Origin of the sequence: Bacillus sp. FSL W8-0519, assembly GCF_038005585.1 — a bacterium.
Lineage (GTDB): Bacteria > Bacillota > Bacilli > Bacillales > Bacillaceae_G > Bacillus_A > Bacillus_A paranthracis.
This window is the reverse complement of the sequence record NZ_JBBOTL010000001.1, coordinates 4,019,322-4,038,955: the sequence shown is the minus strand read 5'-3', so window position 1 is coordinate 4,038,955 and position 19,634 is coordinate 4,019,322. Positions and strand designations below refer to the sequence as shown.

The window sequence follows — 19,634 nt, the reverse complement described above, 5'->3', positions numbered from 1 at the left end:
GAGGGGTAGATTTCATGTTGCATCGTTATCTTCCAATGACAGAAGAAGACAAAAAAGAAATGTTACAAACGATCGGCGTTCAAACGATCGATGAGTTATTCTCTGATATTCCAGAGAGTGTTCGTTTTAAAGGGGATTTAAAAATTAAAGAAGCAAAATCAGAGCCAGAGCTTTTAAAAGAGCTATCTCAAATGGCTAGTAAAAATGCGAACTTAAAAGAGTATGCTTCTTTCTTAGGAGCAGGCGTATACGACCATTACGCTCCAGTAATCGTAGATCATGTTATCTCTCGCTCAGAATTTTATACAGCTTACACGCCATACCAACCGGAAATTTCACAAGGGGAATTACAAGCAATTTTTGAATTCCAAACAATGATTTGTGAGTTAACAGGAATGGATGTAGCAAACTCTTCTATGTACGACGGAGGTACAGCTTTAGCTGAAGCGGCAATGCTAGCAGCTGGCCATACTCGTAAAAAGAAAATTCTTGTATCTAGCGCAGTTCATCCAGAATCAAGAGCTGTACTTGAAACGTATGCAAAAGGTCAACATCTTGAAGTTGTTGAAATTAATCATAAAGATGGTGTAACAGATTTAGACGTATTACAAAGTGAAGTAGATGATACAGTTGCTTGTGTAATCGTTCAATATCCAAACTTCTTCGGACAGGTTGAAAAATTAGCTGATATTGAAAAAATCGTTCATCAACAAAAATCATTATTTATCGTTTCTTCAAATCCATTATCATTAGGCGCATTAACACCACCAGGAAAATTTGGTGCTGATATTGTCATCGGTGATGCACAACCATTTGGTATCCCAACGCAGTTTGGTGGACCACACTGTGGTTACTTTGCAACGACGAAAGCATTCATGCGTAAAATTCCAGGGCGTCTTGTCGGACAAACTGTAGATTCAGATGGTAAACGTGGATTTGTATTAACGTTACAAGCACGTGAACAGCATATTCGCCGTGACAAAGCGACGTCTAACATTTGTTCAAACCAAGCGTTAAATGCATTAGCAGCATCAGTTGCAATGACAGCACTTGGTAAACAAGGTGTGAAAGAAATGGCACGTCAAAACATTTCTAAAGCACAATATGCAAAACGTCAATTTGAAGCGAAAGGCTTCACAGTTACATTTGCTGGACCATTCTTCAATGAGTTCGTTGTAGATTGCAAGCGCCCAGTGAAAGAAGTAAACGATGCATTATTACAAAAGAATATTATCGGCGGTTACGACCTAGGCCGTGATTATAAAGAGCATGAGAACCATATGCTTGTAGCAGTAACTGAGCTTCGTACAAAAGAGGAAATTGACACACTTGTAAACGAAATGGGGGCTATCCAATGAAGAACCAAGACCAAGCACTTATCTTTGAAGTAAGTAAAGAAGGACGCATAGGATATAGCCTGCCAAAATTAGATGTAGAAGAAGTGAAACTAGAAGATGTATTTGAGAGCGATTATATTCGAGTAGAAGATGCAGAGCTACCAGAAGTATCTGAACTTGATATTATGCGCCACTATACAGCACTTTCAAACCGTAACCACGGTGTTGATTCTGGTTTCTATCCACTTGGATCTTGTACGATGAAATATAATCCGAAAATTAATGAGAGTGTAGCTCGTTTCGCAGGATTTGCAAATATTCATCCACTGCAAGATGAAAAGACAGTACAAGGTGCAATGGAATTAATGTACGATTTACAAGAGCATTTAATTGAAATTACAGGTATGGATACTGTTACATTACAACCAGCAGCTGGTGCACACGGAGAATGGACAGGCTTAATGTTAATTCGTGCATACCATGAAGCAAATGGTGACTTTAACCGTACGAAAGTAATTGTTCCTGACTCTGCTCACGGAACGAACCCAGCATCTGCAACTGTAGCTGGTTTTGAAACAATTACAGTAAAATCAAATGAACATGGTCTTGTTGACTTAGAAGATTTAAAACGTGTTGTAAATGAAGAAACAGCAGCACTTATGTTAACAAATCCTAATACATTAGGTTTATTTGAAGAAAATATTTTAGAAATGGCAGAAATCGTCCATAATGCAGGCGGTAAATTATACTATGATGGTGCAAACTTAAATGCAGTATTAAGCCAAGCGCGCCCAGGAGATATGGGATTTGACGTTGTGCATTTAAACCTTCATAAAACATTTACAGGTCCTCACGGCGGCGGTGGCCCAGGTTCTGGTCCAGTAGGTGTGAAAGCTGATTTAATTCCGTACTTACCAAAACCAATTTTAGAGAAAACGGAAAATGGCTATCACTTTAACTATGATCGTCCAGAAGCAATTGGGCGCGTAAAACCATTCTACGGTAACTTCGGAATTAACGTTCGTGCATACACATACATTCGTTCTATGGGTCCAGATGGCTTGCGTGCAGTAACGGAGTATGCGGTATTAAATGCGAACTATATGATGAGAAGATTAGCACCATTCTATGATCTTCCATTCGATAGACATTGTAAGCATGAGTTTGTATTATCAGGTCGTCGTCAAAAGAAACTTGGTGTACGTACATTAGATATCGCAAAACGCCTGCTTGATTTCGGTTACCATCCACCAACAATTTACTTCCCGTTAAATGTGGAAGAATGTATTATGATTGAGCCGACGGAAACAGAATCAAAAGAAACTTTAGACGGTTTCATTGATAAGATGATTCAAATTGCTAAAGAAGTAGAAGAAAATCCAGAAGTTGTACAAGAAGCACCGCATACAACAGTCATTAAACGTTTAGATGAAACGATGGCTGCACGTAAACCAGTTTTACGTTATGAAAAGCCAGCTCCTGTACAAGTTTGATTAGAATAACAAAGGAAGAACTCGCTATATGCGAGTTCTTTTTTGTATGGAGAATTTGTTCCGCAATTTGTGGCCTGGTAATCAGTAGAGAGGAACAAAAACACCCACTGATTAAAGTTTCACTTTATGCAGAAGTGGTGAAGAAAATGTTAAAAATTTATATTTTTTGTTTCATAATGGTGTAAAGAGGCAGTTTTATAGGTGATTTTGTTGAAAAAGTCAGTTTGATAAAAGTATTTATTTTTGTTAGAATTTTATTGAAATTAAGAAGATGTGATGAGGCAAAAATTACTCATTTTTATGTATATGTGAAAAAACGAGCAAGACGGGGGTGAAAGTGTGGGATATCGATGTTATAGAATGGTATACCATTTAGAAAATGGAGAAACAATTAAAGATGTAAAAGAATTTTGCTATCGAGACCAAGGAAAAGTACTAGAAAGAGTAGCGCATCGTGTAATGGATAATAGAGAAGTGACGGCAATTGATAAGCAAGGAACGATCATTTCAATAGCATGTGAGGACATTGTAAAGGTGGAACTTGATTACATAACAGAAAGTTAACCTTGAGTCATATCGAATTATTCGATAAAATATACTGTTGAATGGTGAAGTGAGAAGAGAGGAGTTTATCATGGGTAGTACAAGACACTTTTATATGTTTATCTTAGCGTTTGTTCTTGTTGTGGCATTAACGATTTATTTAATTGTTGATAGCACTTGGTACAACACAGTTCATCCGGCGTTCCTTCTGTTTATGTATGTAGGAATTGCGGTAGTGAGTTTCGGAATGAGAGATGAGATGTTAGATCGCTTTGAAAAGTGATACATATACGAAAGGCCAACAGGAAAATGTTGGTCTTTTTTTCTTGCCAAAAATAGGATGGTGTGTATATACTGTATATATAAGGTATATACAGTATATACACACTGGAGGAAAACATGAATATTATTATTTCGAATTCTTCCCAAGACCCTATTTATGTACAGATAAGAAAACAATTAAGCCAGCTTATTTTAAATGGTGGTTTAAAGGGTGGAGACCAATTACCGTCTATTCGTAGCTTAGCAAAGGAATTACAAATTAGTGTAATTACTACGAAGCGTGCGTACGAGGAGCTTGAGAAAGAAGGATATATAGAAACTGTTGCTGGGAAGGGGACTTATGTTTCACGTAAAAATAATGAACTATTAAAAGAACAAAGGCTTCGTCTATTGGAAAGTAAAGCGGAAGAGATTGTAAATGAAAGTAAAGCGTTACAGCTTTCACTTGAAGAATTACAGCAGATGATTGCGTGTTTATATGAGGGGGAATAAGAGATGTTAGAGTTAAAAAACGTATGTAAAAGCTATGAAGATTTTGCAGTAAAAAATATAAGTTTTACATTACCACGCGGATATATTATGGGATTTGTCGGACCGAACGGGGCCGGGAAAAGTACGACGATCAAAATGATTATGAATTTAATTAGAAAAGATAGCGGCGATATAAAAATTTTTGGCAAGGACAACAAGAAAGCCGAAAAGGAAATAAAGCAAAATATCGGCTTTGTATATGATGAAAATCATTATTACGAAGATTTAACGTGTGAGCAAATGAAGCGTATTATTGCACCGTTATATAAAAAGTGGGATGAAGAGCAGTATCAATCGTATATGCATAGATTGCAAGTTCCGAAGTATAAAAAAATTAAAGAATTATCAAAAGGAATGAAAATGAAATTTGCGATTGCCATCGCGCTCTCGCACCACGCAGAATTTATCATCATGGATGAACCAACAGCAGGATTAGATCCAGTTGTTCGAAGTGAATTACTTGATATGTTGCAAGAAATTGTAATGGAAGATGAAGTATCGGTATTATTCTCAACGCACATTACAACAGATTTAGAGCGCATTGCAGATTATATTACGTTTATCAACGATGGAGAAATTATATTTACTGGTGAAAAAGAAGACTTGATGGAGAACTACGTAATCGTAAAAGGAAGTAATGATTTATTAGATCGAGAAGGAAAAGAACTATTTGTTGGATTACGAAAAAATAAATTTGGTTTTGAAGGTTTAGCGAAGGATAAACAAGCAATTATTGACTGGTTTGGAAATGAGGTTGTACTAGAAAAGCCTACATTAGATGATATTATCGTTTACACCGCGAAAGGGAGAAGTGCCTATGCGTCAGCTCGTATATAAAGATTTGTTCTTTTTTCGGGTAATGTGGTTAGTGAATTTTGTTATGCCTCTTTTGTTTTTTATGTTAGAGCCAAGTGGTGAATTTTTATTTCCGATGAGTTGTCTATTTATAACCCTTTCCTCCGTTATGACGTTAACCTTTATGGATGAAAGAAATAAAAGTGACATTATTATAAATAGTTTACCAGTAAGTCGAAAGGATATCATTATTGCTAGATATATTTCCTGTGCAATATTTATTGTCGGTGCCATTCTTTCTACGATGTTAGTTGTTTTTCTTATAAGAGGCATTGTGGTAATTGGTGATATCGGTACATACCATCCGAATCTATACATTGAAATTCCATGGTATGAAGTAATAAATGGAGCTGTTTACGCCTTGCTTTTTGTTGCAATGTTTTTCCCCAGTTATTATGGTACAAAATCAAAGGTAGTGAGAAGTATAGTATCAGCAGCATCAATGGGAGTAGGTGTAATTCTTTGGCTATTTATTAGTGATGGATTGGATGAAACAACGCCTCCATTCATGGAGTGGATTATGAACCCGGTGCATATTGGTGTATTTATAATTGGAGGAATTATATTAGCTAGTGTCTATATCGTTTCTATGCTTCTTACAATTAAAATTTATGAAACGCGTGATTTATAGAGAGGAGAATTCATATGCAACAGTTGATTTTGAAGGAGTTTTTTTTACAGAAGAAGATGTTTCCTTTCTATTTTTTAATCCCTATTTTATCTATTTTTAAGAATTCCGTCGAACCAATGGGGATTGCAATAGGATTATTTATAACATGTAGTACAATTATTTATATTTCTTTTTATCATGAGGAGAAAAGTAAAACAGAAAAAGTATTAGTGAGTTTGCCTATAACGAGAAAAGAGATAGTTATATCTAAATATATTTCAAGCACATTATTTATTATAGCTGGTTTGAGTATAACTTTTATAGTCATAATATTAGGAAATATTTTATTAGACAGAGATATAGTTATTCCTGGATATGCAGTGTTTTCAGCAATAGTAGCAACTTTGATTTATTGTGTAGTAACGATACCGACTAATTACATTGGGGGATATAAAGTTATTACAGTCTTGAATTTGATTATGCTGTTTCCTTTAATAGGCATGATTGGTCTTATGTGCAATATTTTTGGTGATAAAACAATTATGTTAAAAGTACTTCACTCTCAAGAGGCTACGCAAGCAATGGGTGTTCTTGGTATTGGAGTATTAGTGAGTATATTCATATCAATGTTCCTCTCAATGAAAATGTTTCAGCAGGCAGAGTTATAGAAGGGACATTTTCATATTAGGAGGTGCAATACATGATCAAGCAATTAGTTTTAAAAGATATGATGATGCAAAGAAAGTTAGGGTTTGTTTATCTTATATGTTTGGTTTTCCTTGCTATTGTTGATTTTCGTAGTGATAGTTTTCTTATGACGATTAGCGTATCTATACCTTTTCTTAGCACGGTACTGTCAATGAGTTATGAGGGGAAAAATAAAAGTGAAACGATAGTAAATAGTTTACCGTTTGACCGTAAAGATCTTGTCATAGGGAAATACATATTTGTAAGTATTTTAGTTGCTCTAGGTGGATGTTTCTCACTAGTGATTGGTTTCATACAGTTGCAGAATGAGCATATGACTGGATTTATGCTATGGGGAGAAATTCTCGGAGGTATAACAGGTGGGTTTGTTTGTAGCATAATTGTACTTCCGATTGAATTCTCAGTAGGATATAGCAGTGCCAAACAAATTGCTCCGTTCGCCGGACTTGCATTGGGATATTTGAGTGGATTGATTGTAAGTAACGTTTGGTTAGATGTAGAAAATGCTTGGAGCACGAGTCTAGTCGTAAATATTTGTTTTATAGCAGGGCTTCTTATTTTGTATGTTATATCCATGTTACTCTCAATTAACTTATACAATGAGCGTGATTTATAAGGAGGGAGCGATTGTGAAGCAACTTATAATAAAAGACTTTATCGTGCAATGGAAGTATTTAATATGGCACTTAATATATCCTCTTTTCATGTATATGACATTAATAGACATGAAAAGTTTTTACATAATTATGTCAGCTATAATTCCAGTTATAGCAATTTTAAGAACATTTAATGACGATAAAAAATATAATAGTGAAGTAATAGTAAATAGTTTACCACTAGCAAGAACGCAAATTGTGTTAGCTAAATACATAATGGCACTTATTATTTTTATTATAAGTATGATAGTGTCTAGTCCTGTAGTAATTAATCGGTTTGAAGATGGAACTGTTGAATTTATAACGACAACAGTAATTACGATTTCTGGTTTTGTTTTTATATATTTAAGTTTTGTCTTACCGATGTTGTTTTGGGTTAGCTACAAAAAAGCTACTTTTATTACGTTTTTCATACTAATAGCACCGACAGCAATTGGTACCATGTTCTTTGAAATCAGCATGGAACAAATTCAACTATATAACAGCGTGTTATTCATTAGTTCAATATGCATGTTTATAATATCTATCTTCGTTTCAGTGAAATTGTATGAGAAGAGAGAATTTTAAAAGGTGCCTTATGTAAGGCACCTTCTTCAATAGCGACAATAGGAAAGTAAAAGTTTATCCCGCTTTAACGGGCAGTAAGACCCCCACCTCAAAATTCAGTGGAAGCAAAGAAGTTAGGTGGGGGATCAACTGTCCGTAAAAGTCCGATTGGTTCAACTAATAATCAGTGGGGGATGAACAAAACCCCCACTGATTAAAGTTTCACTTTATAAACAGAGAGGCTATTCGGTACAACATCTTTTGGAGTATGTAATATAAAGCTGAAAACGATAACGAGAATAAGAAAGAGGAAAAATAAAAATAGGATTTGCTTATGTATAGAATTTTGCATATTATCCACTCCTTTTTTAGGTAGTATGTCCAAAAGAAAGGAGTGTATGAAAAATTTTAGGAGGGGAGAATGATGAACAAAAGAAAATGGTTATATAGAATAGGGGTATTTTTCGTTTCAATCGGTCTCATATTAGAAAATGTTTATTCAGATATACCACCGTTATTTCCTAGTTTGCATAAAGTGATTGGTATAAGTATTGTCATAGTTGGTCTTCTTTGTCTTATCACATCAAACTTCTACAGAAAGTCTGAATGAATATAAAAAAGGACAGTTACTCTTTTTCAGAAGAACTGTCCTTTTTAAATAACTTATTCCATAGCCTGGCGATACTCCATATAATGACGATTGCAATGGAGGCAATAATGGACCAGACGATTGATATTATTTCAAGTGTCATGTTAGGAAGGAATGTGAGAATGGATACTACTTTATGAAACAACCATTCTATTATGTGAAAACTTATTTGTAATAGAATGACGATACTAAGTGTGATCCATGCTAACAGTTGCTTCCCTTTTTCTTTCCACATGACATTCACCTCACGTTAGCTTAATAGTTTTAAGCCAACAGCGCCGCATAGAATGCAGCTTAAGAAAGCAAGACGACGCCAATCCGCTGATTCGCGGAAAATAAGGATGCCTAGAAGTGCACTTCCGGCAGTTCCGATTCCAGTCCAAATCGCGTAAGCAGTTCCCATCGGTAATGTGTTCATCGCAAGGGATAAGAAGAAGAAGCTTACGCCGAAGTTAGCGATTAAAATAACTTTTGGTGCCCAGCCTTTCTTTTCAGTGGCTACTTTCATAAAGAGTACACCAATAATTTCACAAATACCAGCTAGAATTAAAAATACCCAAGCCATTTTATGCGGCCTCCTTCGCTTCTTTTTCTTCTGTTACTCGCTTTAAACCAATTACGCCAAAGAAGATTAAACCAATTAATAATACTTTTACGATAGAGAATGGCTCTCCGAAAACGAAAATTTCTGTAAGAACGATTCCACCAGCTCCAATTCCAGTGAAGACTGCGTATACAGTACCAACAGGTAAATCTTTATAAGCCCTAAATAATAAGACGAAACTAATTGTAATTAATAACGCAACACCAGCCCATTCAAGTGGAGCCTCCGCGTGTTTTAATCCAATTACCCAAAAGATTTCAATAATACCAGCTAAGATTACATAAATCCATGCCATATGTCATTTCTCCTTCCTACCAGTCGTTAGGTAAAGGGCTTAAAAACGACGCATTGCAAAGGAGCAATCCGTCAGTTTGAAAGTCCACGCCAAAATACTTTCCAAGAAGCGTCTAAACGTGTCTCAAAACGATTTAAACCTGCGTATAGTAGTTCAACCATAAGACCGTCAAGTAAGCATAGAAAAGCCTCTAAGGCGTCTTTTACTTCAATGTTATGCAACTCATCTCGTTCGCTTGCTTTTTTAAATACAGGGAATAAAAGTTTTCCGACGTTTTCAATGTGTACATTTGCTTTATTAATAATTTGTTCGCGAAATGCATCAGGCGGAAAATAAGAAGTTCGTAACCAAAACATTGATTCTTCACTTTCACCAAATCGTTTTGCATAGCCCTTTAGTAGCTGTAAGAGCAATTCTTCAGTAGACGAATTGGAAAACTTTTCGATATCGCCTGTGAAGCTCTGTAAATCTTTTTGAAGAGCGGATTCTAAGCATATAAAATATAGCTCTTCTTTTCCTTTAAAGTGTGCGTAAATTGATGGTTTTTTAATCCCGACTTCTTGAGCAATATTTGCTAATGAAGTTCCTTCGTAGCCGTAGCGTGCGAAATGAGAAAGTGCTACAGCTTTAATGCGGTTTGCTGTCATTTTCATCCCCTACCTACCGTTCGTTAGGTTTATTATATGCGAGTAAAAATATAAAGTCAATAGGTGAAGAGCTGAAAAAGAGCGCTATAGGTAACGCTCTTATTAGACAGTATCTCGTTCGATTAAATGGAATGAAAGCTCTTTTGCGTTCCCGATAATTTGCTCGCTTTGGATTTGTTTATGGAATAAAGAAAACGCATGTGAGCCCATTTCGAGACCGGGATGTTCAATTGTTGAAATTTCTAACGCCTTTGAAATTTCATGATTATCAAATCCGAGGATAGCAAGATCTTCGGGTACTCGAAGACCTTGCTTTCGAGCCTCTGTTAATAAACCAGCTGCAACTTGATCGTTCGCTGTAAAAATAGCGGTTGGACGATTTTTCATGTTTACAATACGATGGAGTATTTGTGCACCGTCTTGCATTGTATAGCATTGGTGAAAAATCCATTCGGGATGTAACGTTTTGCCTTCGTTACGAAGTGTATCAGCAAACGCTTTTTCACGTTCCATAGAATTTACACTTGTTTTTCTTGCTAAACAAATCCCGATTTTTTCATGACCTTTATTGAGTAAATAGGCGGTGCCGAGACGGAAGCCTTCATAATGATCTACGTAGACAGATGAAATGAGGGGGTGGTGCATTTTTTCGCATGAAATAATAGGAGCAAATTTTGCGAAAGTTTCAATTTGTTCCCATGAACTCGTTCGAGAGCAAATAATCATCCCGTCGAATTGTTTCATTTTCATCATTTCCAGAACACGAATTTCTTCGATACTATCGTAATTCGTTTGACATAAATTAATGTGATATCCAGCTGCTAACGCTTCGTTACCGATTCCTTCAATAATGGTACTGAAGTATGGAAGGTTAATGAAAGGGAGCATAACACCGATCGTATATGTTTTTCCTTTTATTAAATGAATAGCATTTATATTTTTGGCATAGTTCAATTCTTCAACAGCATCTAGAACACGCTTACGTTTTTCTTCTTTTACGTAAGGGTGATTATTCAGGACGCGAGAAACAGTTGATATGGATACACCAGCGGTTTTTGCAATTTGTTTTATATTGGCCATATGTATCACCTCTTCCTCTTATTATAAAGGGAAAATAATAAGAATGAAAAAAATCTTGACCTGAAAAGCTTTTCACAAACTATGTTATAAATATGACTTCTGTTATTCGCGTAACCTTTTTATTTGGGCGTGAGAATGATAGGGGTCTTTCTTGCGTCTATAAAAGAATTTTTGTCAAAATGTGTGAGAATAACGTGGAAAGTTTTCAAATGAAAAAACTAGCTGAATTATTCAGCTAGTTTTTGTATGTTATTATTTCTTTTTAATTTTTCCAGTCCACGTTTTAAATCCACCTTGTAATTGGTAGAAATCTTTGTAGCCTTGTTTCTTTAAGTATTGAGCCGCACGACCGGTACGGAATCCACTTTGACAGTATAAGTAAACTGGTTGATCTTTACGAAGTTCTTTATGACGAAGGCGAATTTGTGATAACGGAATGTTACGTGCGCCTAAAATATGCCCTGCAGTATATTCGTCTGCTTCGCGAATATCGATAAGCTGTGCTTTACGGTAGCCAGCGCGAAACTCTTCTTCTGAAAGTGTTGTAATTAATTTCTTCTGATAGAAATACATCCATACAGTGTAACCGATGAACGCTACGATTACGGCTAATAAAATAATCCAAGTTGTTGACACGATTCTATCGCTCCCTTTTTTCTTATCCTACTTTCAATATTATAATGCCCGTATGTATTTATGCAACAGATTCATTTGTATATAAGAAGAAATTTCGTATTCTTTCACAAATTTTGTCGAATTTGGTAGACTAGAGAATGTGAAAAATAATTGGTTATATGAGGTGCAGGATGGGAAAAGAAAAATGGTGTTATATTAACTCTGGTCAATGTTCACCGGCATTTAATATGGCGTTAGATGAATGTCTATTAAATTGGCAAAGTGAAAAGAAAATGCCACCAACTATTCGCTTTTATGAATGGGAAGTACCAACATTAACAGTCGGATATTTCCAGCGTGTTGAAAAAGATATTAATATGGATGTAGTTAACGAAAAGAAATATGGATTCGTTCGTCGTCAAACAGGCGGCAGGGGTGTACTACATAATAAAGAATTAACGTACAGTGTTATTGTGTCTGAAGATCATCCAAATATGCCAAAAACAGTTACAGAAGCGTATCGTGTTATTTCGCAAGGTTTATTAGATGGTTTTAAAGCATTAGGGTTAGAAGCGTATTATGCAGTTCCAAAAACAGAAGCAGATCGTGAAAATTTAAAAAATCCACGTTCAGGCGTATGTTTTGATGCGCCGTCTTGGTATGAAATTGTAGTAGAAGGAAGAAAAATCGCAGGTAGTGCGCAAACACGTCAAAAAGGCGTTATTTTACAGCACGGGTCGATTCCATTAGAAATAGATTTAGATGAGTTATATGATCTGTTTTTATTCCCGAATGAACGTGTGAAAGAACGTATGAAGAGTATGTTCTCATCTAAAGCGGTAGCAATTAATGAATTAACAGACCGTACGTTTACAATCGAGCAGTTAATTAAAGCGTTTGAGGTTGGGTTTGAAAAAGGATTAGATGTAGAGCTTGTTCCGTATGAATTAACAGAAGAACAATTACATGAAGTGCAAACGTTAGCAAAAGAAAAGTATGAAAGTAAAGAATGGAATTATAAAAAATAAGAGGTGGCAATTGCCGCCTCTTATTTTTTTATAGTAAATTAAGTACTTTTTCTACTTTGATTCCTTTATCTTGTAAAGAACGAAGGCGATTGACAACGTCCATAATTTCTTTGTCAAATGTAACGCTAATACCTTGGCTTTGTAGTTCTTCTTTTAAGCCTTCAATAGAATCATCTATGTCGATGCCAAGCTCGTAATCTTGACAAACTTCAATTGTCTTTTTCACGAGTTTCACATAATTTTCTTGTAGTTTTGAATTTGTTTCAGTCAAAGCAGGTTGCTTCGGTTTTGCAGGCGCGACCGGTGCTGTCTCTTGCTTTGTAACCGGAGTTGGTACTTCTCGTTTCACAGGTGCTGGAGTAGATAATTCCACAGCTGCTTCTACACTTACTGGCTTCGGTGCCGGAGTAGGCTTCGGTGTTGGTGCTGTAGCAGGTGTTTCTACACGTGTAACAGGCTTTGGAGCAGGTGTAACTGCTTTTGGAGCTTCTACAACTACTTCTTTTTTCGGAGTAGTTTCTACAACTGTTTCTTCTTGTTCAGCAGCCTCTTTATTTTCTTTACTCCACATAACGCGTTCTATTTCTAGAGAAACATTATTTTTGTTCATCGCTGTTAATGTAACTTTACCAACTTCAGCGTTTCCAGTGAAATCAACAATTTTATAAATAACACTCTTGTTCCAATCCACGTTTCCGCTCAAAAATAATTCTTCGTTACATTTCGGCGTTAAGCCCTCGATTTTAATTTCTGCGTTTACACCGTTTTCACTATATACCATAATTAGCGAAGCATTTACATCTTCGTCTGCTAACATTAGTTCACGTACCATTTTGCCGGTGCGTACTTGCGTTTTCTTCTTAACTGACATCTAATTTCTCCTCTCAAAAATTCAGTAATAATAAAAAAATCGTATAACGAAAAATAATTGCTCACGAAGATTTATGATACCGATAATAAAAGCATCACGTCAACAATTAACTTTAATTATTTTGCATTTTTCTTATTTTCTTTATGAAATTTTTCAATTTGTAAAATTAGACAGAAGAAAAACAGCCTTTTGAAAGGCTGTTAAAACGTGGAAAACTTTAATGCGTTTTAATTTTTCCACGTTCCCCATACTAACGAGAGGAGGGAAGTATATGAAACCGTTTATGCCAAAACTCGTTTACTTTGAACCGAAGGCACTTGAATATCCACTTGGAAAAGAGCTATATGAGAAGTTTACGAAGATGGGACTAGAGATTCGTGAAACGACATCCCATAATCAAATTCGAAATTTGCCGGGTGAAAATGATTTGCAAAAGTATCGTAATGCAAAAGCGACGCTTGTCGTTGGGGTGAGGAAGACATTAAAGTTTGATACGTCAAAACCGTCAGCTGAATATGCAATTCCGCTTGCAACAGGATGTATGGGACATTGTCATTATTGTTACTTGCAAACGACACTTGGGAGTAAGCCTTACGTTCGCGTGTATGTGAATCTTGATGAAATATTTGAGAAGGCACAGCAATATATGGATGAAAGAGCACCTGAAATAACAAGGTTTGAAGCTGCTTGTACATCAGATATCGTTGGGATCGATCATTTAACACATGCATTAAAGCGGGCGATTGAATTCATTGGAGAAAGTGAGCATGGGCGTTTACGTTTCGTTACGAAATATTCGCACGTTGATCATTTGTTAGATGCAAAACATAATGGGAAAACTCGTTTTAGGTTTAGTGTTAATTCACGGTATGTAATTAAAAATTTTGAGCCGGGGACGTCACCCTTTGAAGAGCGTATTGAAGCAGCACGTAAAGTAGCAGGCGCTGATTATCCACTTGGTTTTATAGTTGCGCCACTTTATATGCATGAAGGATGGGAAGAAGGATACCGTGAATTATTTGAAAGACTGTACAATGCACTAAAAGATTTGTCCATACCGAATTTAACATTTGAATTAATTCAACATCGCTTTACAAAACCAGCAAAAAAGGTCATTCAGGAGCGTTATCCGAGTACGAAGCTTGAAATGGATGAAGAGAAGCGTAAATATAAATGGGGACGGTACGGCATCGGGAAATACGTATATAAAAAAGATGATGCGGAAGTATTGGAAGAAACAATAAGAGGCTATATATATGAGTTTTTTCCTGATGCAGAAATACAATACTTTACTTAAGAGGAGTCTGTATACAAATACAGATTCTTTTTTGTTTTATATATTTAGGCTTGTTTTCAACTTGTCACGTTATTCTTTCTGGTGTATCATTTTATTGATTGCTTCGTACGGAATGAGCAAAATGAAATTGGATGGAGGAAACCGATGCCTACCCCTAGTATGGAAGATTATATTGAACAAATTTATTTGTTGATTGATGAAAAGGGTTATGCCCGCGTATCTGATATTGCTGAAGCGCTTAGTGTACATCCATCCTCTGTAACAAAAATGGTGCAAAAATTAGACAAAGATGAATATCTAATTTATGAAAAATATAGAGGGCTTGTATTAACATCAAAAGGTAAAAAAATTGGAGAACGTCTCGTATACCGTCATGACTTGCTAGAGCAATTTATGCGTATTATCGGTGTGGATGAAAGTAAGATTTACAATGATGTAGAAGGAATTGAACATCATTTAAGCTGGGAAGCAATTGATCGCATTGGTGATTTAGTGCAATACTTTGAACAAGATGAGGTTCGAGTGGAAACACTTCGTGGTGTTCAAAAAGCAAATGAAGAGAAAAGTAATTAAAGGGAACGTATGTCGTTTCCTTTTTTATTTCAATCGAAAAGGATGGGAGAATTATGAAAGCAATTATTTTTGATTTTGATGGATTAATTGTGGACACAGAAACAATATGGTTTCACTCTTTCAGAGACGCCGTTCGTGAGTATGGTGGAGATTTACCTTTAGAGGAATTTGCAAAGTGTATTGGAACGACAGATGATGTACTGTATGCATATTTAAATGATCAATTAAAAGAGAAGTTTAACAAGCATGCATTAAAAGAAAAAGTGAAAACTTTACATAAAGAGAAAATGAAAATAACAGAAGCTCGTGACGGGGTAAAAGAATACTTACAAGAAGCGAAAGAAATGGGATTAAAAATCGCATTAGCTTCCAGTTCATCTAGAGAATGGGTTATTCCTTTTTTGGAAGAGCTACAAATTCGAGATTATTTTGAAGTCATTAAAACGAGAGAAGATGTTGAGAAGGTAAAACCAGATCCAGCACTTTACCGAGTGGCAATAGAAGGTTTAGGGATAGATTCGTCTGAAGCCGTTGTATTTGAAGACTCGTTAAACGGATTGAAAGCAGCAATTGCGGCAGGGTTAACGTGCGTTGTTGTACCGAATGATGTAACACGGAATTTACCCTTTGAAAATCATCATCTTCGAATTGAAAGTATGAAAGATAAAAGCTTGAAAGAAGTACTGCAAAATATAAAGAAAGACCGTATTTCCTAAAAGGAAGCACGGTCTTTCTTTTTGTTTTTTTTACCTTCAATGACAGTTAAATGAGATTGTTTTCTTTTTCGCTTTAAAGAAGAAAGATTCCCTTTTTTCCCTTTGTCATTAGAAGCGTTTGATTTAAAGAAAGAATTGCTTAGGGGTGCTACATTTTGTTTCCCATGCTTGCGGCTCGATTGTTTTGCAGCGCGCTTATATGAGCTTTGCGAATTTGCTGAACCGCTAGAGTTTGTAAACATTTTGTAGAGTAAATAAAAGATGCCAACGACAGCCAACATGATACCAATATTTCTTAACACTCCCATTGGATCTGTAATGACAGATGAAACAAGGCCGAATATTGCTAATCCGATAATAAGCACAAATATAGCGAAAGTAAACGAACGACCGTTCATAAGGAACACCTCCTAAAAACATATATTAAAATTAGTATATTAACGATGAGGAAAGGAGTTGAACACCATTTTTAAATAATTATTGTTTGTTTTCTAAACGTAATAATTCTTCAAACGATGCAATGGCTACTTCCACTTGATCATCTGTTGGTTCTTTCGTTGTTAATAGTTGTAGCCATAATCCGGGATATCCAAGTATGCGTAATACTGGAATATCGCGTAATCGATTCGTAAATTGTAACACTTCAAAAGAAATACCGAGAACGACTGGAATTAATAAAATTCGGTTTACCACCCTGGCCCAAAGTGGATCTGTAGGGACAAGGAAATAAACAAACATTCCAATAATGACTGTAAATATAATGAAGCTACTGCCACAACGATAATGAAGGCGAGTTTGTTTTTGAACATTTTCTACAGTCAATGAAAGATTATTCTCATAGGCATTAATTACTTTATGCTCCGCACCATGGTACTGAAATACCCGCTTAATGAGTGGCGTTAAAGAAATAAAGTATATATAGCTCAGTAATAACATGAGCTTAATGACACTTTCGACAATGATTTGCCCTGTATGAGATGGGAAAATCGGTCTCGTTAATTCAGCTAGTAATGCAGGAACTGCTGTGAAAATGACTTTACCGAATATGAAAGATAAAACGCCAACTGCTGCAACTCCTAATACCATCGTTAACTTCGATTGTTCTTCTTTTTTATTTGCAATTTGTTCATCTTCTTCTGGGTGAACATCAAATCGTTCTGAAGCAAAGTTTAAATGTTTTGCCCCGTTCGCGCTTGCATCCACAATAGCGGCAATCCCTCGTAAAAATGGAATTTTTTTCAGGATAGATAATGCTTTATTACGAACGCGTGGTAATCGATAAAATTCAATCGATTTATCTTTACGACGAACCGCTGTAACAGTATATTCTCTACCGCCAAACATAACTCCTTCTATGACTGCTTGCCCGCCATATATTTGTTTTGACTCTTCTGCCATGTTAACACCAACCTGTATTTGTTTCTCTCTTATGTAGAAAAAGAGGCAATTGTCATACTGGGTTCTGTCGTTTTGAAATAAGACAATCACCGAGTTTCCTTTATTTTATCGACAAATACAAGTAGATGACAAGGAAAAATGTTACGAGAGTCGGACATTTCTTATTCTTTTTATAGACAAATTTCGCAGTATTTAAACATGGTTCAAAATAGTTTCGGGCATACTATTGAGCGGAGGTGTTGATGTGAGTCAAGAACATATAGGAACAAGAAATTTTGTGCAAATTGGTTTATTTGGTGGACTCTTTTGGGGAGGAATATGGTATTTCCTTCATATATTTTCATTTACAGAAGCGGGACCGAACTATTTACTTCTACCATTTGCCTTTGGAAGTTGGAAAGAAGGGGTATGGGGAAATGTGTCAGGAATTGTTTGTATGGGACTACTTTCGATTTTAATTGCTTTTTTGTATAAAGCGTTTTTGGCAAAGTTTGAAGGAGTTCTTCCAGGGATTATTTATGGTCTATTTTGGTGGGCGTTACTATTTTTCGGAGTGGGATTAATAGCGCCTGCTATTAAAAGTGCACTCCATTTACCGAAAGAAACAATTGTGACGACGATATGCATTTTTATATTGTATGGTGTATTTATAGCATACTCTGTTTCTTACGCAGTAAATACCAATAAGGCCGAGCGAGAAGGGGAAGAGAAGACAAACTATTCAAACAAGTAACTCCTATGTTAAAATGTTATATAGACATTTAATATTAAGGAGTTTTAAGCATATGAAAAAGGTACTCCTCGTAAACGGTCCTAACCTAAATCGCCTCGGTGTCAGAGAGGTAAATGTATATGGGAAGGGCACGCTAGCGACACTTGAAGCAGATATGAAGCAAGAAGCAGAAACAATGGGAGTGGAGTTAGAATGTTTCCAATCGAATCATGAAGGTGCGATTATCGATCGTATTCATGAGGCGGAAGATATATATGAAGGGATCATTTTAAATCCTGGAGCATTTACGCATTATAGCTATGCGATTCGAGATGCAATTGCAAGCATTTCGATTCCTGTTATTGAAGTACATATTTCTAACATTCATCAGCGTGAGTCGTTCCGTCACGAATCTGTGACGGCAGCTGTTTGTGTGGGACAAATTGTTGGATTTGGTTTTTATGGCTATAAGTTAGCGTTATTTGCATTAATGGAGAAATTGAGGGAGGCATAAAGTAATGGAGAAAATCGAAAGATTAAGAAGTGCATTTGATGAGGCTGGTATTGACGGTATTTTATTAACAAATGAACATAGTCGTAGATATATGGCTAACTTCACAGGAACAGCTGGTGTTGTACTCATTTCGAAAAACCGCGCTCAATTTATTACAGATTTCCGTTACGTAGAGCAAGCTACTAAACAAGCGGTTGGATACGAGATTGTACAGCATGCGGGATTAATTATCGATGAAGTTGCAAAGCAAGTGAAAGAATTAGGAATTCAAAAGCTTGGCTTTGAGCAAGATACTCTTACATATAGTTCTTATTCAGCTCATAAAGAAGCGATCGATGCTGAATTTATCCCAACTTCTGGGCTTGTAGAAAAGTTACGCTTGATAAAGACTGATTCAGAGATTAAGATATTAAAGGAAGCTGCACAGATTGCAGATGCTGCCTTTGAACATATTCTATCATTCATTCGCCCGGGAGTATCTGAAATTGAAGTGTCAAATGAACTTGAATTTTTCATGAGAAAACAAGGAGCAACATCTTCTTCGTTTGATATTATCGTTGCTTCAGGTCTTCGTTCGGCATTACCGCACGGCGTGGCATCTGAAAAAGTGATAGAAACAGGAGATTTCGTTACATTAGACTTCGGCGCTTATTACAAAGGATATTGCTCTGATATTACTCGTACGATTGCAGTTGGTGAACCATCTGATAAATTGAAAGAAATTTATAATATCGTTTTAGAAGCACAATTACGTGGTGTGAACGGTATTAAAGCTGGTTTAACTGGCCGTGAAGCGGATGCGTTAACGCGTGATTACATAACGGAAAAAGGATACGGTGAATACTTCGGACATTCTACTGGTCATGGAATCGGTCTTGAAATCCATGAAGCACCAGGTTTAGCATTCCGTTCTGATACAGTACTTGAACCAGGTATGGCTGTAACAGTAGAGCCAGGTATTTATATTCCAGGTATTGGCGGCGTACGTATTGAAGATGATATCATTGTGACAAGTGAAGGTAATGAAGTAATTACGAAATCACCAAAAGAACTTATTATTTTGTAATACACAGG

At 36.1% G+C, this 19,634-nt stretch carries 28 protein-coding genes; 18 read left to right on the top strand and 10 right to left on the bottom strand.

Features of this window, described 5'->3' with window-relative positions; all coding sequences use genetic code 11:
- Positions 1-14: 14 nt before the first annotated feature.
- The 10 genes from gcvPA (at position 15) to NST14_RS21070 (ending at position 7,582) form a co-directional block, all read left to right on the top strand.
- Entirely contained in the window at positions 15-1,358 is a 1,344-nt protein-coding gene (gcvPA, locus tag NST14_RS21115) for an aminomethyl-transferring glycine dehydrogenase subunit 1 (RefSeq protein ID WP_000903231.1), read from the top strand.
- Entirely contained in the window at positions 1,355-2,830 is a 1,476-nt protein-coding gene (gene gcvPB / locus NST14_RS21110; RefSeq protein ID WP_000795699.1) for an aminomethyl-transferring glycine dehydrogenase subunit 2, read from the top strand. The genes gcvPA and gcvPB overlap by 4 nt, the downstream gene beginning before the upstream one ends.
- Positions 2,831-3,190: 360 nt before the next feature.
- The gene (locus NST14_RS21105; protein ID WP_000262495.1) at positions 3,191-3,394 is read left to right on the top strand and encodes a DUF3929 family protein; all 204 of its coding nucleotides are present in this window, start codon (positions 3,191-3,193) and stop codon (positions 3,392-3,394) included.
- A gap of 70 nt (positions 3,395-3,464) precedes the next feature.
- Positions 3,465-3,656, top strand: a complete 192-nt coding sequence (locus NST14_RS21100) for a hypothetical protein (RefSeq protein WP_000535935.1) — start codon at positions 3,465-3,467, stop codon at positions 3,654-3,656.
- A 116-nt stretch (positions 3,657-3,772) separates the two neighbouring features.
- The gene (locus tag NST14_RS21095; protein WP_001021352.1) at positions 3,773-4,147 is read left to right on the top strand and encodes a GntR family transcriptional regulator; all 375 of its coding nucleotides are present in this window, start codon (positions 3,773-3,775) and stop codon (positions 4,145-4,147) included.
- A 3-nt stretch (positions 4,148-4,150) separates the two neighbouring features.
- Positions 4,151-5,023, top strand: a complete 873-nt coding sequence (locus NST14_RS21090; protein ID WP_000891297.1) for an ABC transporter ATP-binding protein — start codon at positions 4,151-4,153, stop codon at positions 5,021-5,023.
- A complete protein-coding gene (locus NST14_RS21085) occupies positions 5,004-5,672 on the top strand; it encodes an ABC-2 transporter permease (RefSeq protein WP_001249562.1) in 669 nt (222 codons plus the stop codon). The genes NST14_RS21090 and NST14_RS21085 overlap by 20 nt, the downstream gene beginning before the upstream one ends.
- A gap of 14 nt (positions 5,673-5,686) precedes the next feature.
- Positions 5,687-6,319, top strand: coding sequence for an ABC-2 transporter permease (locus NST14_RS21080; protein WP_001186556.1), 633 nt, complete (start codon positions 5,687-5,689; stop codon positions 6,317-6,319).
- 32 nt (positions 6,320-6,351) lie between these two features.
- On the top strand, positions 6,352-6,975 hold the full coding sequence (locus NST14_RS21075; RefSeq protein WP_000595388.1) for an ABC-2 transporter permease: 624 nt from the start codon (positions 6,352-6,354) through the stop codon (positions 6,973-6,975).
- Positions 6,976-6,988: 13 nt separating this feature from the next.
- Positions 6,989-7,582, top strand: a complete 594-nt coding sequence (locus NST14_RS21070; protein ID WP_000811438.1) for an ABC-2 transporter permease — start codon at positions 6,989-6,991, stop codon at positions 7,580-7,582.
- Positions 7,583-7,775: 193 nt separating this feature from the next.
- On the opposite strand, the gene NST14_RS21065 is transcribed toward NST14_RS21070, so the two are convergent.
- Positions 7,776-7,913 carry a hypothetical protein gene (locus NST14_RS21065; protein WP_002193780.1) on the bottom strand — a complete coding sequence of 46 codons (138 nt, stop codon included), beginning with the start codon at positions 7,911-7,913 and terminating at the stop codon, positions 7,776-7,778.
- Between the two features lie 69 nt (positions 7,914-7,982).
- Between NST14_RS21065 and NST14_RS21060 the strand changes: the two genes are divergently transcribed.
- The gene (locus NST14_RS21060) at positions 7,983-8,171 is read left to right on the top strand and encodes a hypothetical protein (RefSeq protein WP_001998230.1); all 189 of its coding nucleotides are present in this window, start codon (positions 7,983-7,985) and stop codon (positions 8,169-8,171) included.
- 16 nt (positions 8,172-8,187) lie between these two features.
- Here NST14_RS21060 and NST14_RS21055 read toward each other — a convergent pair whose 3' ends face one another.
- The 6 genes from NST14_RS21055 to NST14_RS21030 all read right to left on the bottom strand — a co-directional run bounded on the left by NST14_RS21055 (position 8,188) and on the right by NST14_RS21030 (position 11,472).
- Positions 8,188-8,445, bottom strand: coding sequence for a DUF3975 family protein (locus NST14_RS21055; RefSeq protein WP_000265386.1), 258 nt, complete (start codon positions 8,443-8,445; stop codon positions 8,188-8,190).
- A gap of 15 nt (positions 8,446-8,460) precedes the next feature.
- Positions 8,461-8,775, bottom strand: coding sequence for a DMT family transporter (locus NST14_RS21050; RefSeq protein ID WP_000312623.1), 315 nt, complete (start codon positions 8,773-8,775; stop codon positions 8,461-8,463).
- A gap of 1 nt (position 8,776) precedes the next feature.
- Positions 8,777-9,109, bottom strand: coding sequence for a DMT family transporter (locus tag NST14_RS21045; protein WP_000312349.1), 333 nt, complete (start codon positions 9,107-9,109; stop codon positions 8,777-8,779).
- A 71-nt stretch (positions 9,110-9,180) separates the two neighbouring features.
- Entirely contained in the window at positions 9,181-9,762 is a 582-nt protein-coding gene (locus NST14_RS21040; RefSeq protein WP_061132209.1) for a TetR/AcrR family transcriptional regulator, read from the bottom strand.
- Between the two features lie 96 nt (positions 9,763-9,858).
- Entirely contained in the window at positions 9,859-10,836 is a 978-nt protein-coding gene (locus NST14_RS21035) for a LacI family DNA-binding transcriptional regulator (protein WP_061132210.1), read from the bottom strand.
- 252 nt (positions 10,837-11,088) lie between these two features.
- Complete coding sequence (locus NST14_RS21030) at positions 11,089-11,472, bottom strand: rhodanese-like domain-containing protein (RefSeq protein WP_000108655.1); 384 nt, start codon at positions 11,470-11,472, stop codon at positions 11,089-11,091.
- 170 nt (positions 11,473-11,642) lie between these two features.
- Here NST14_RS21030 and NST14_RS21025 point away from each other — a divergent pair, with 170 nt between their 5' ends.
- Entirely contained in the window at positions 11,643-12,479 is an 837-nt protein-coding gene (locus tag NST14_RS21025) for a lipoate--protein ligase family protein (RefSeq protein WP_229136238.1), read from the top strand.
- Between the two features lie 28 nt (positions 12,480-12,507).
- On the opposite strand, the gene NST14_RS21020 is transcribed toward NST14_RS21025, so the two are convergent.
- Positions 12,508-13,350 (bottom strand): hypothetical protein, encoded by an 843-nt coding sequence (locus NST14_RS21020; protein ID WP_061132211.1) that lies wholly within the window; start codon positions 13,348-13,350, stop codon positions 12,508-12,510.
- A gap of 271 nt (positions 13,351-13,621) precedes the next feature.
- On the opposite strand from NST14_RS21020, the gene splB reads away from it, so the two are divergent.
- The 3 genes from splB (at position 13,622) to NST14_RS21005 (ending at position 15,936) form a co-directional block, all read left to right on the top strand.
- Positions 13,622-14,647 carry a spore photoproduct lyase gene (gene splB / locus NST14_RS21015; RefSeq protein WP_000802124.1) on the top strand — a complete coding sequence of 342 codons (1,026 nt, stop codon included), beginning with the start codon at positions 13,622-13,624 and terminating at the stop codon, positions 14,645-14,647.
- 144 nt (positions 14,648-14,791) lie between these two features.
- Complete coding sequence (mntR, locus tag NST14_RS21010; RefSeq protein WP_001143073.1) at positions 14,792-15,220, top strand: transcriptional regulator MntR; 429 nt, start codon at positions 14,792-14,794, stop codon at positions 15,218-15,220.
- Between the two features lie 53 nt (positions 15,221-15,273).
- Positions 15,274-15,936 carry an HAD family hydrolase gene (locus tag NST14_RS21005; RefSeq protein WP_000643907.1) on the top strand — a complete coding sequence of 221 codons (663 nt, stop codon included), beginning with the start codon at positions 15,274-15,276 and terminating at the stop codon, positions 15,934-15,936.
- On the opposite strand, the gene NST14_RS21000 is transcribed toward NST14_RS21005, so the two are convergent.
- Positions 15,933-16,334, bottom strand: coding sequence for an SA1362 family protein (locus NST14_RS21000; protein WP_001014446.1), 402 nt, complete (start codon positions 16,332-16,334; stop codon positions 15,933-15,935). The two genes, NST14_RS21005 and NST14_RS21000, sit on opposite strands and share 4 nt — an antisense overlap.
- A gap of 79 nt (positions 16,335-16,413) precedes the next feature.
- A complete protein-coding gene (locus tag NST14_RS20995; protein ID WP_000807112.1) occupies positions 16,414-17,334 on the bottom strand; it encodes a DUF1385 domain-containing protein in 921 nt (306 codons plus the stop codon).
- A 244-nt stretch (positions 17,335-17,578) separates the two neighbouring features.
- Between NST14_RS20995 and NST14_RS20990 the strand changes: the two genes are divergently transcribed.
- Genes NST14_RS20990 through pepQ form a run of 3 tightly spaced genes read left to right on the top strand, consistent with a single transcriptional unit; the run spans position 17,579 to position 19,626 of the window.
- Entirely contained in the window at positions 17,579-18,067 is a 489-nt protein-coding gene (locus tag NST14_RS20990; RefSeq protein ID WP_000076576.1) for a YqhR family membrane protein, read from the top strand.
- Between the two features lie 52 nt (positions 18,068-18,119).
- On the top strand, positions 18,120-18,560 hold the full coding sequence (gene aroQ / locus NST14_RS20985) for a type II 3-dehydroquinate dehydratase (protein WP_000757088.1): 441 nt from the start codon (positions 18,120-18,122) through the stop codon (positions 18,558-18,560).
- 4 nt (positions 18,561-18,564) lie between these two features.
- Entirely contained in the window at positions 18,565-19,626 is a 1,062-nt protein-coding gene (gene pepQ / locus NST14_RS20980; RefSeq protein ID WP_000411051.1) for a Xaa-Pro dipeptidase, read from the top strand.
- The last annotated feature ends 8 nt before the right edge of the window (positions 19,627-19,634 follow it).

Coding starts and splice junctions, on each gene's coding strand:
- gcvPA (WP_000903231.1), top strand. CDS start 15: ATGTTGCATCGTTATCTTCCAATGACAGAAGAAGACAAAAAAGAAATG.
- gcvPB (WP_000795699.1), top strand. CDS start 1,355: ATGAAGAACCAAGACCAAGCACTTATCTTTGAAGTAAGTAAAGAAGGA.
- NST14_RS21105 (WP_000262495.1), top strand. CDS start 3,191: ATGGTATACCATTTAGAAAATGGAGAAACAATTAAAGATGTAAAAGAA.
- NST14_RS21100 (WP_000535935.1), top strand. CDS start 3,465: ATGGGTAGTACAAGACACTTTTATATGTTTATCTTAGCGTTTGTTCTT.
- NST14_RS21095 (WP_001021352.1), top strand. CDS start 3,773: ATGAATATTATTATTTCGAATTCTTCCCAAGACCCTATTTATGTACAG.
- NST14_RS21090 (WP_000891297.1), top strand. CDS start 4,151: ATGTTAGAGTTAAAAAACGTATGTAAAAGCTATGAAGATTTTGCAGTA.
- NST14_RS21085 (WP_001249562.1), top strand. CDS start 5,004: ATGCGTCAGCTCGTATATAAAGATTTGTTCTTTTTTCGGGTAATGTGG.
- NST14_RS21080 (WP_001186556.1), top strand. CDS start 5,687: ATGCAACAGTTGATTTTGAAGGAGTTTTTTTTACAGAAGAAGATGTTT.
- NST14_RS21075 (WP_000595388.1), top strand. CDS start 6,352: ATGATCAAGCAATTAGTTTTAAAAGATATGATGATGCAAAGAAAGTTA.
- NST14_RS21065 (WP_002193780.1), bottom strand. CDS start 7,913: ATGCAAAATTCTATACATAAGCAAATCCTATTTTTATTTTTCCTCTTT.
- NST14_RS21060 (WP_001998230.1), top strand. CDS start 7,983: ATGATGAACAAAAGAAAATGGTTATATAGAATAGGGGTATTTTTCGTT.
- NST14_RS21055 (WP_000265386.1), bottom strand. CDS start 8,445: ATGTGGAAAGAAAAAGGGAAGCAACTGTTAGCATGGATCACACTTAGT.
- NST14_RS21050 (WP_000312623.1), bottom strand. CDS start 8,775: ATGGCTTGGGTATTTTTAATTCTAGCTGGTATTTGTGAAATTATTGGT.
- NST14_RS21045 (WP_000312349.1), bottom strand. CDS start 9,109: ATGGCATGGATTTATGTAATCTTAGCTGGTATTATTGAAATCTTTTGG.
- NST14_RS21040 (WP_061132209.1), bottom strand. CDS start 9,762: ATGAAAATGACAGCAAACCGCATTAAAGCTGTAGCACTTTCTCATTTC.
- NST14_RS21035 (WP_061132210.1), bottom strand. CDS start 10,836: ATGGCCAATATAAAACAAATTGCAAAAACCGCTGGTGTATCCATATCA.
- NST14_RS21025 (WP_229136238.1), top strand. CDS start 11,643: ATGGGAAAAGAAAAATGGTGTTATATTAACTCTGGTCAATGTTCACCG.
- NST14_RS21020 (WP_061132211.1), bottom strand. CDS start 13,350: ATGTCAGTTAAGAAGAAAACGCAAGTACGCACCGGCAAAATGGTACGT.
- splB (WP_000802124.1), top strand. CDS start 13,622: ATGAAACCGTTTATGCCAAAACTCGTTTACTTTGAACCGAAGGCACTT.
- mntR (WP_001143073.1), top strand. CDS start 14,792: ATGCCTACCCCTAGTATGGAAGATTATATTGAACAAATTTATTTGTTG.
- NST14_RS21005 (WP_000643907.1), top strand. CDS start 15,274: ATGAAAGCAATTATTTTTGATTTTGATGGATTAATTGTGGACACAGAA.
- NST14_RS21000 (WP_001014446.1), bottom strand. CDS start 16,334: ATGAACGGTCGTTCGTTTACTTTCGCTATATTTGTGCTTATTATCGGA.
- NST14_RS20995 (WP_000807112.1), bottom strand. CDS start 17,334: ATGGCAGAAGAGTCAAAACAAATATATGGCGGGCAAGCAGTCATAGAA.
- aroQ (WP_000757088.1), top strand. CDS start 18,120: ATGAAAAAGGTACTCCTCGTAAACGGTCCTAACCTAAATCGCCTCGGT.
- pepQ (WP_000411051.1), top strand. CDS start 18,565: ATGGAGAAAATCGAAAGATTAAGAAGTGCATTTGATGAGGCTGGTATT.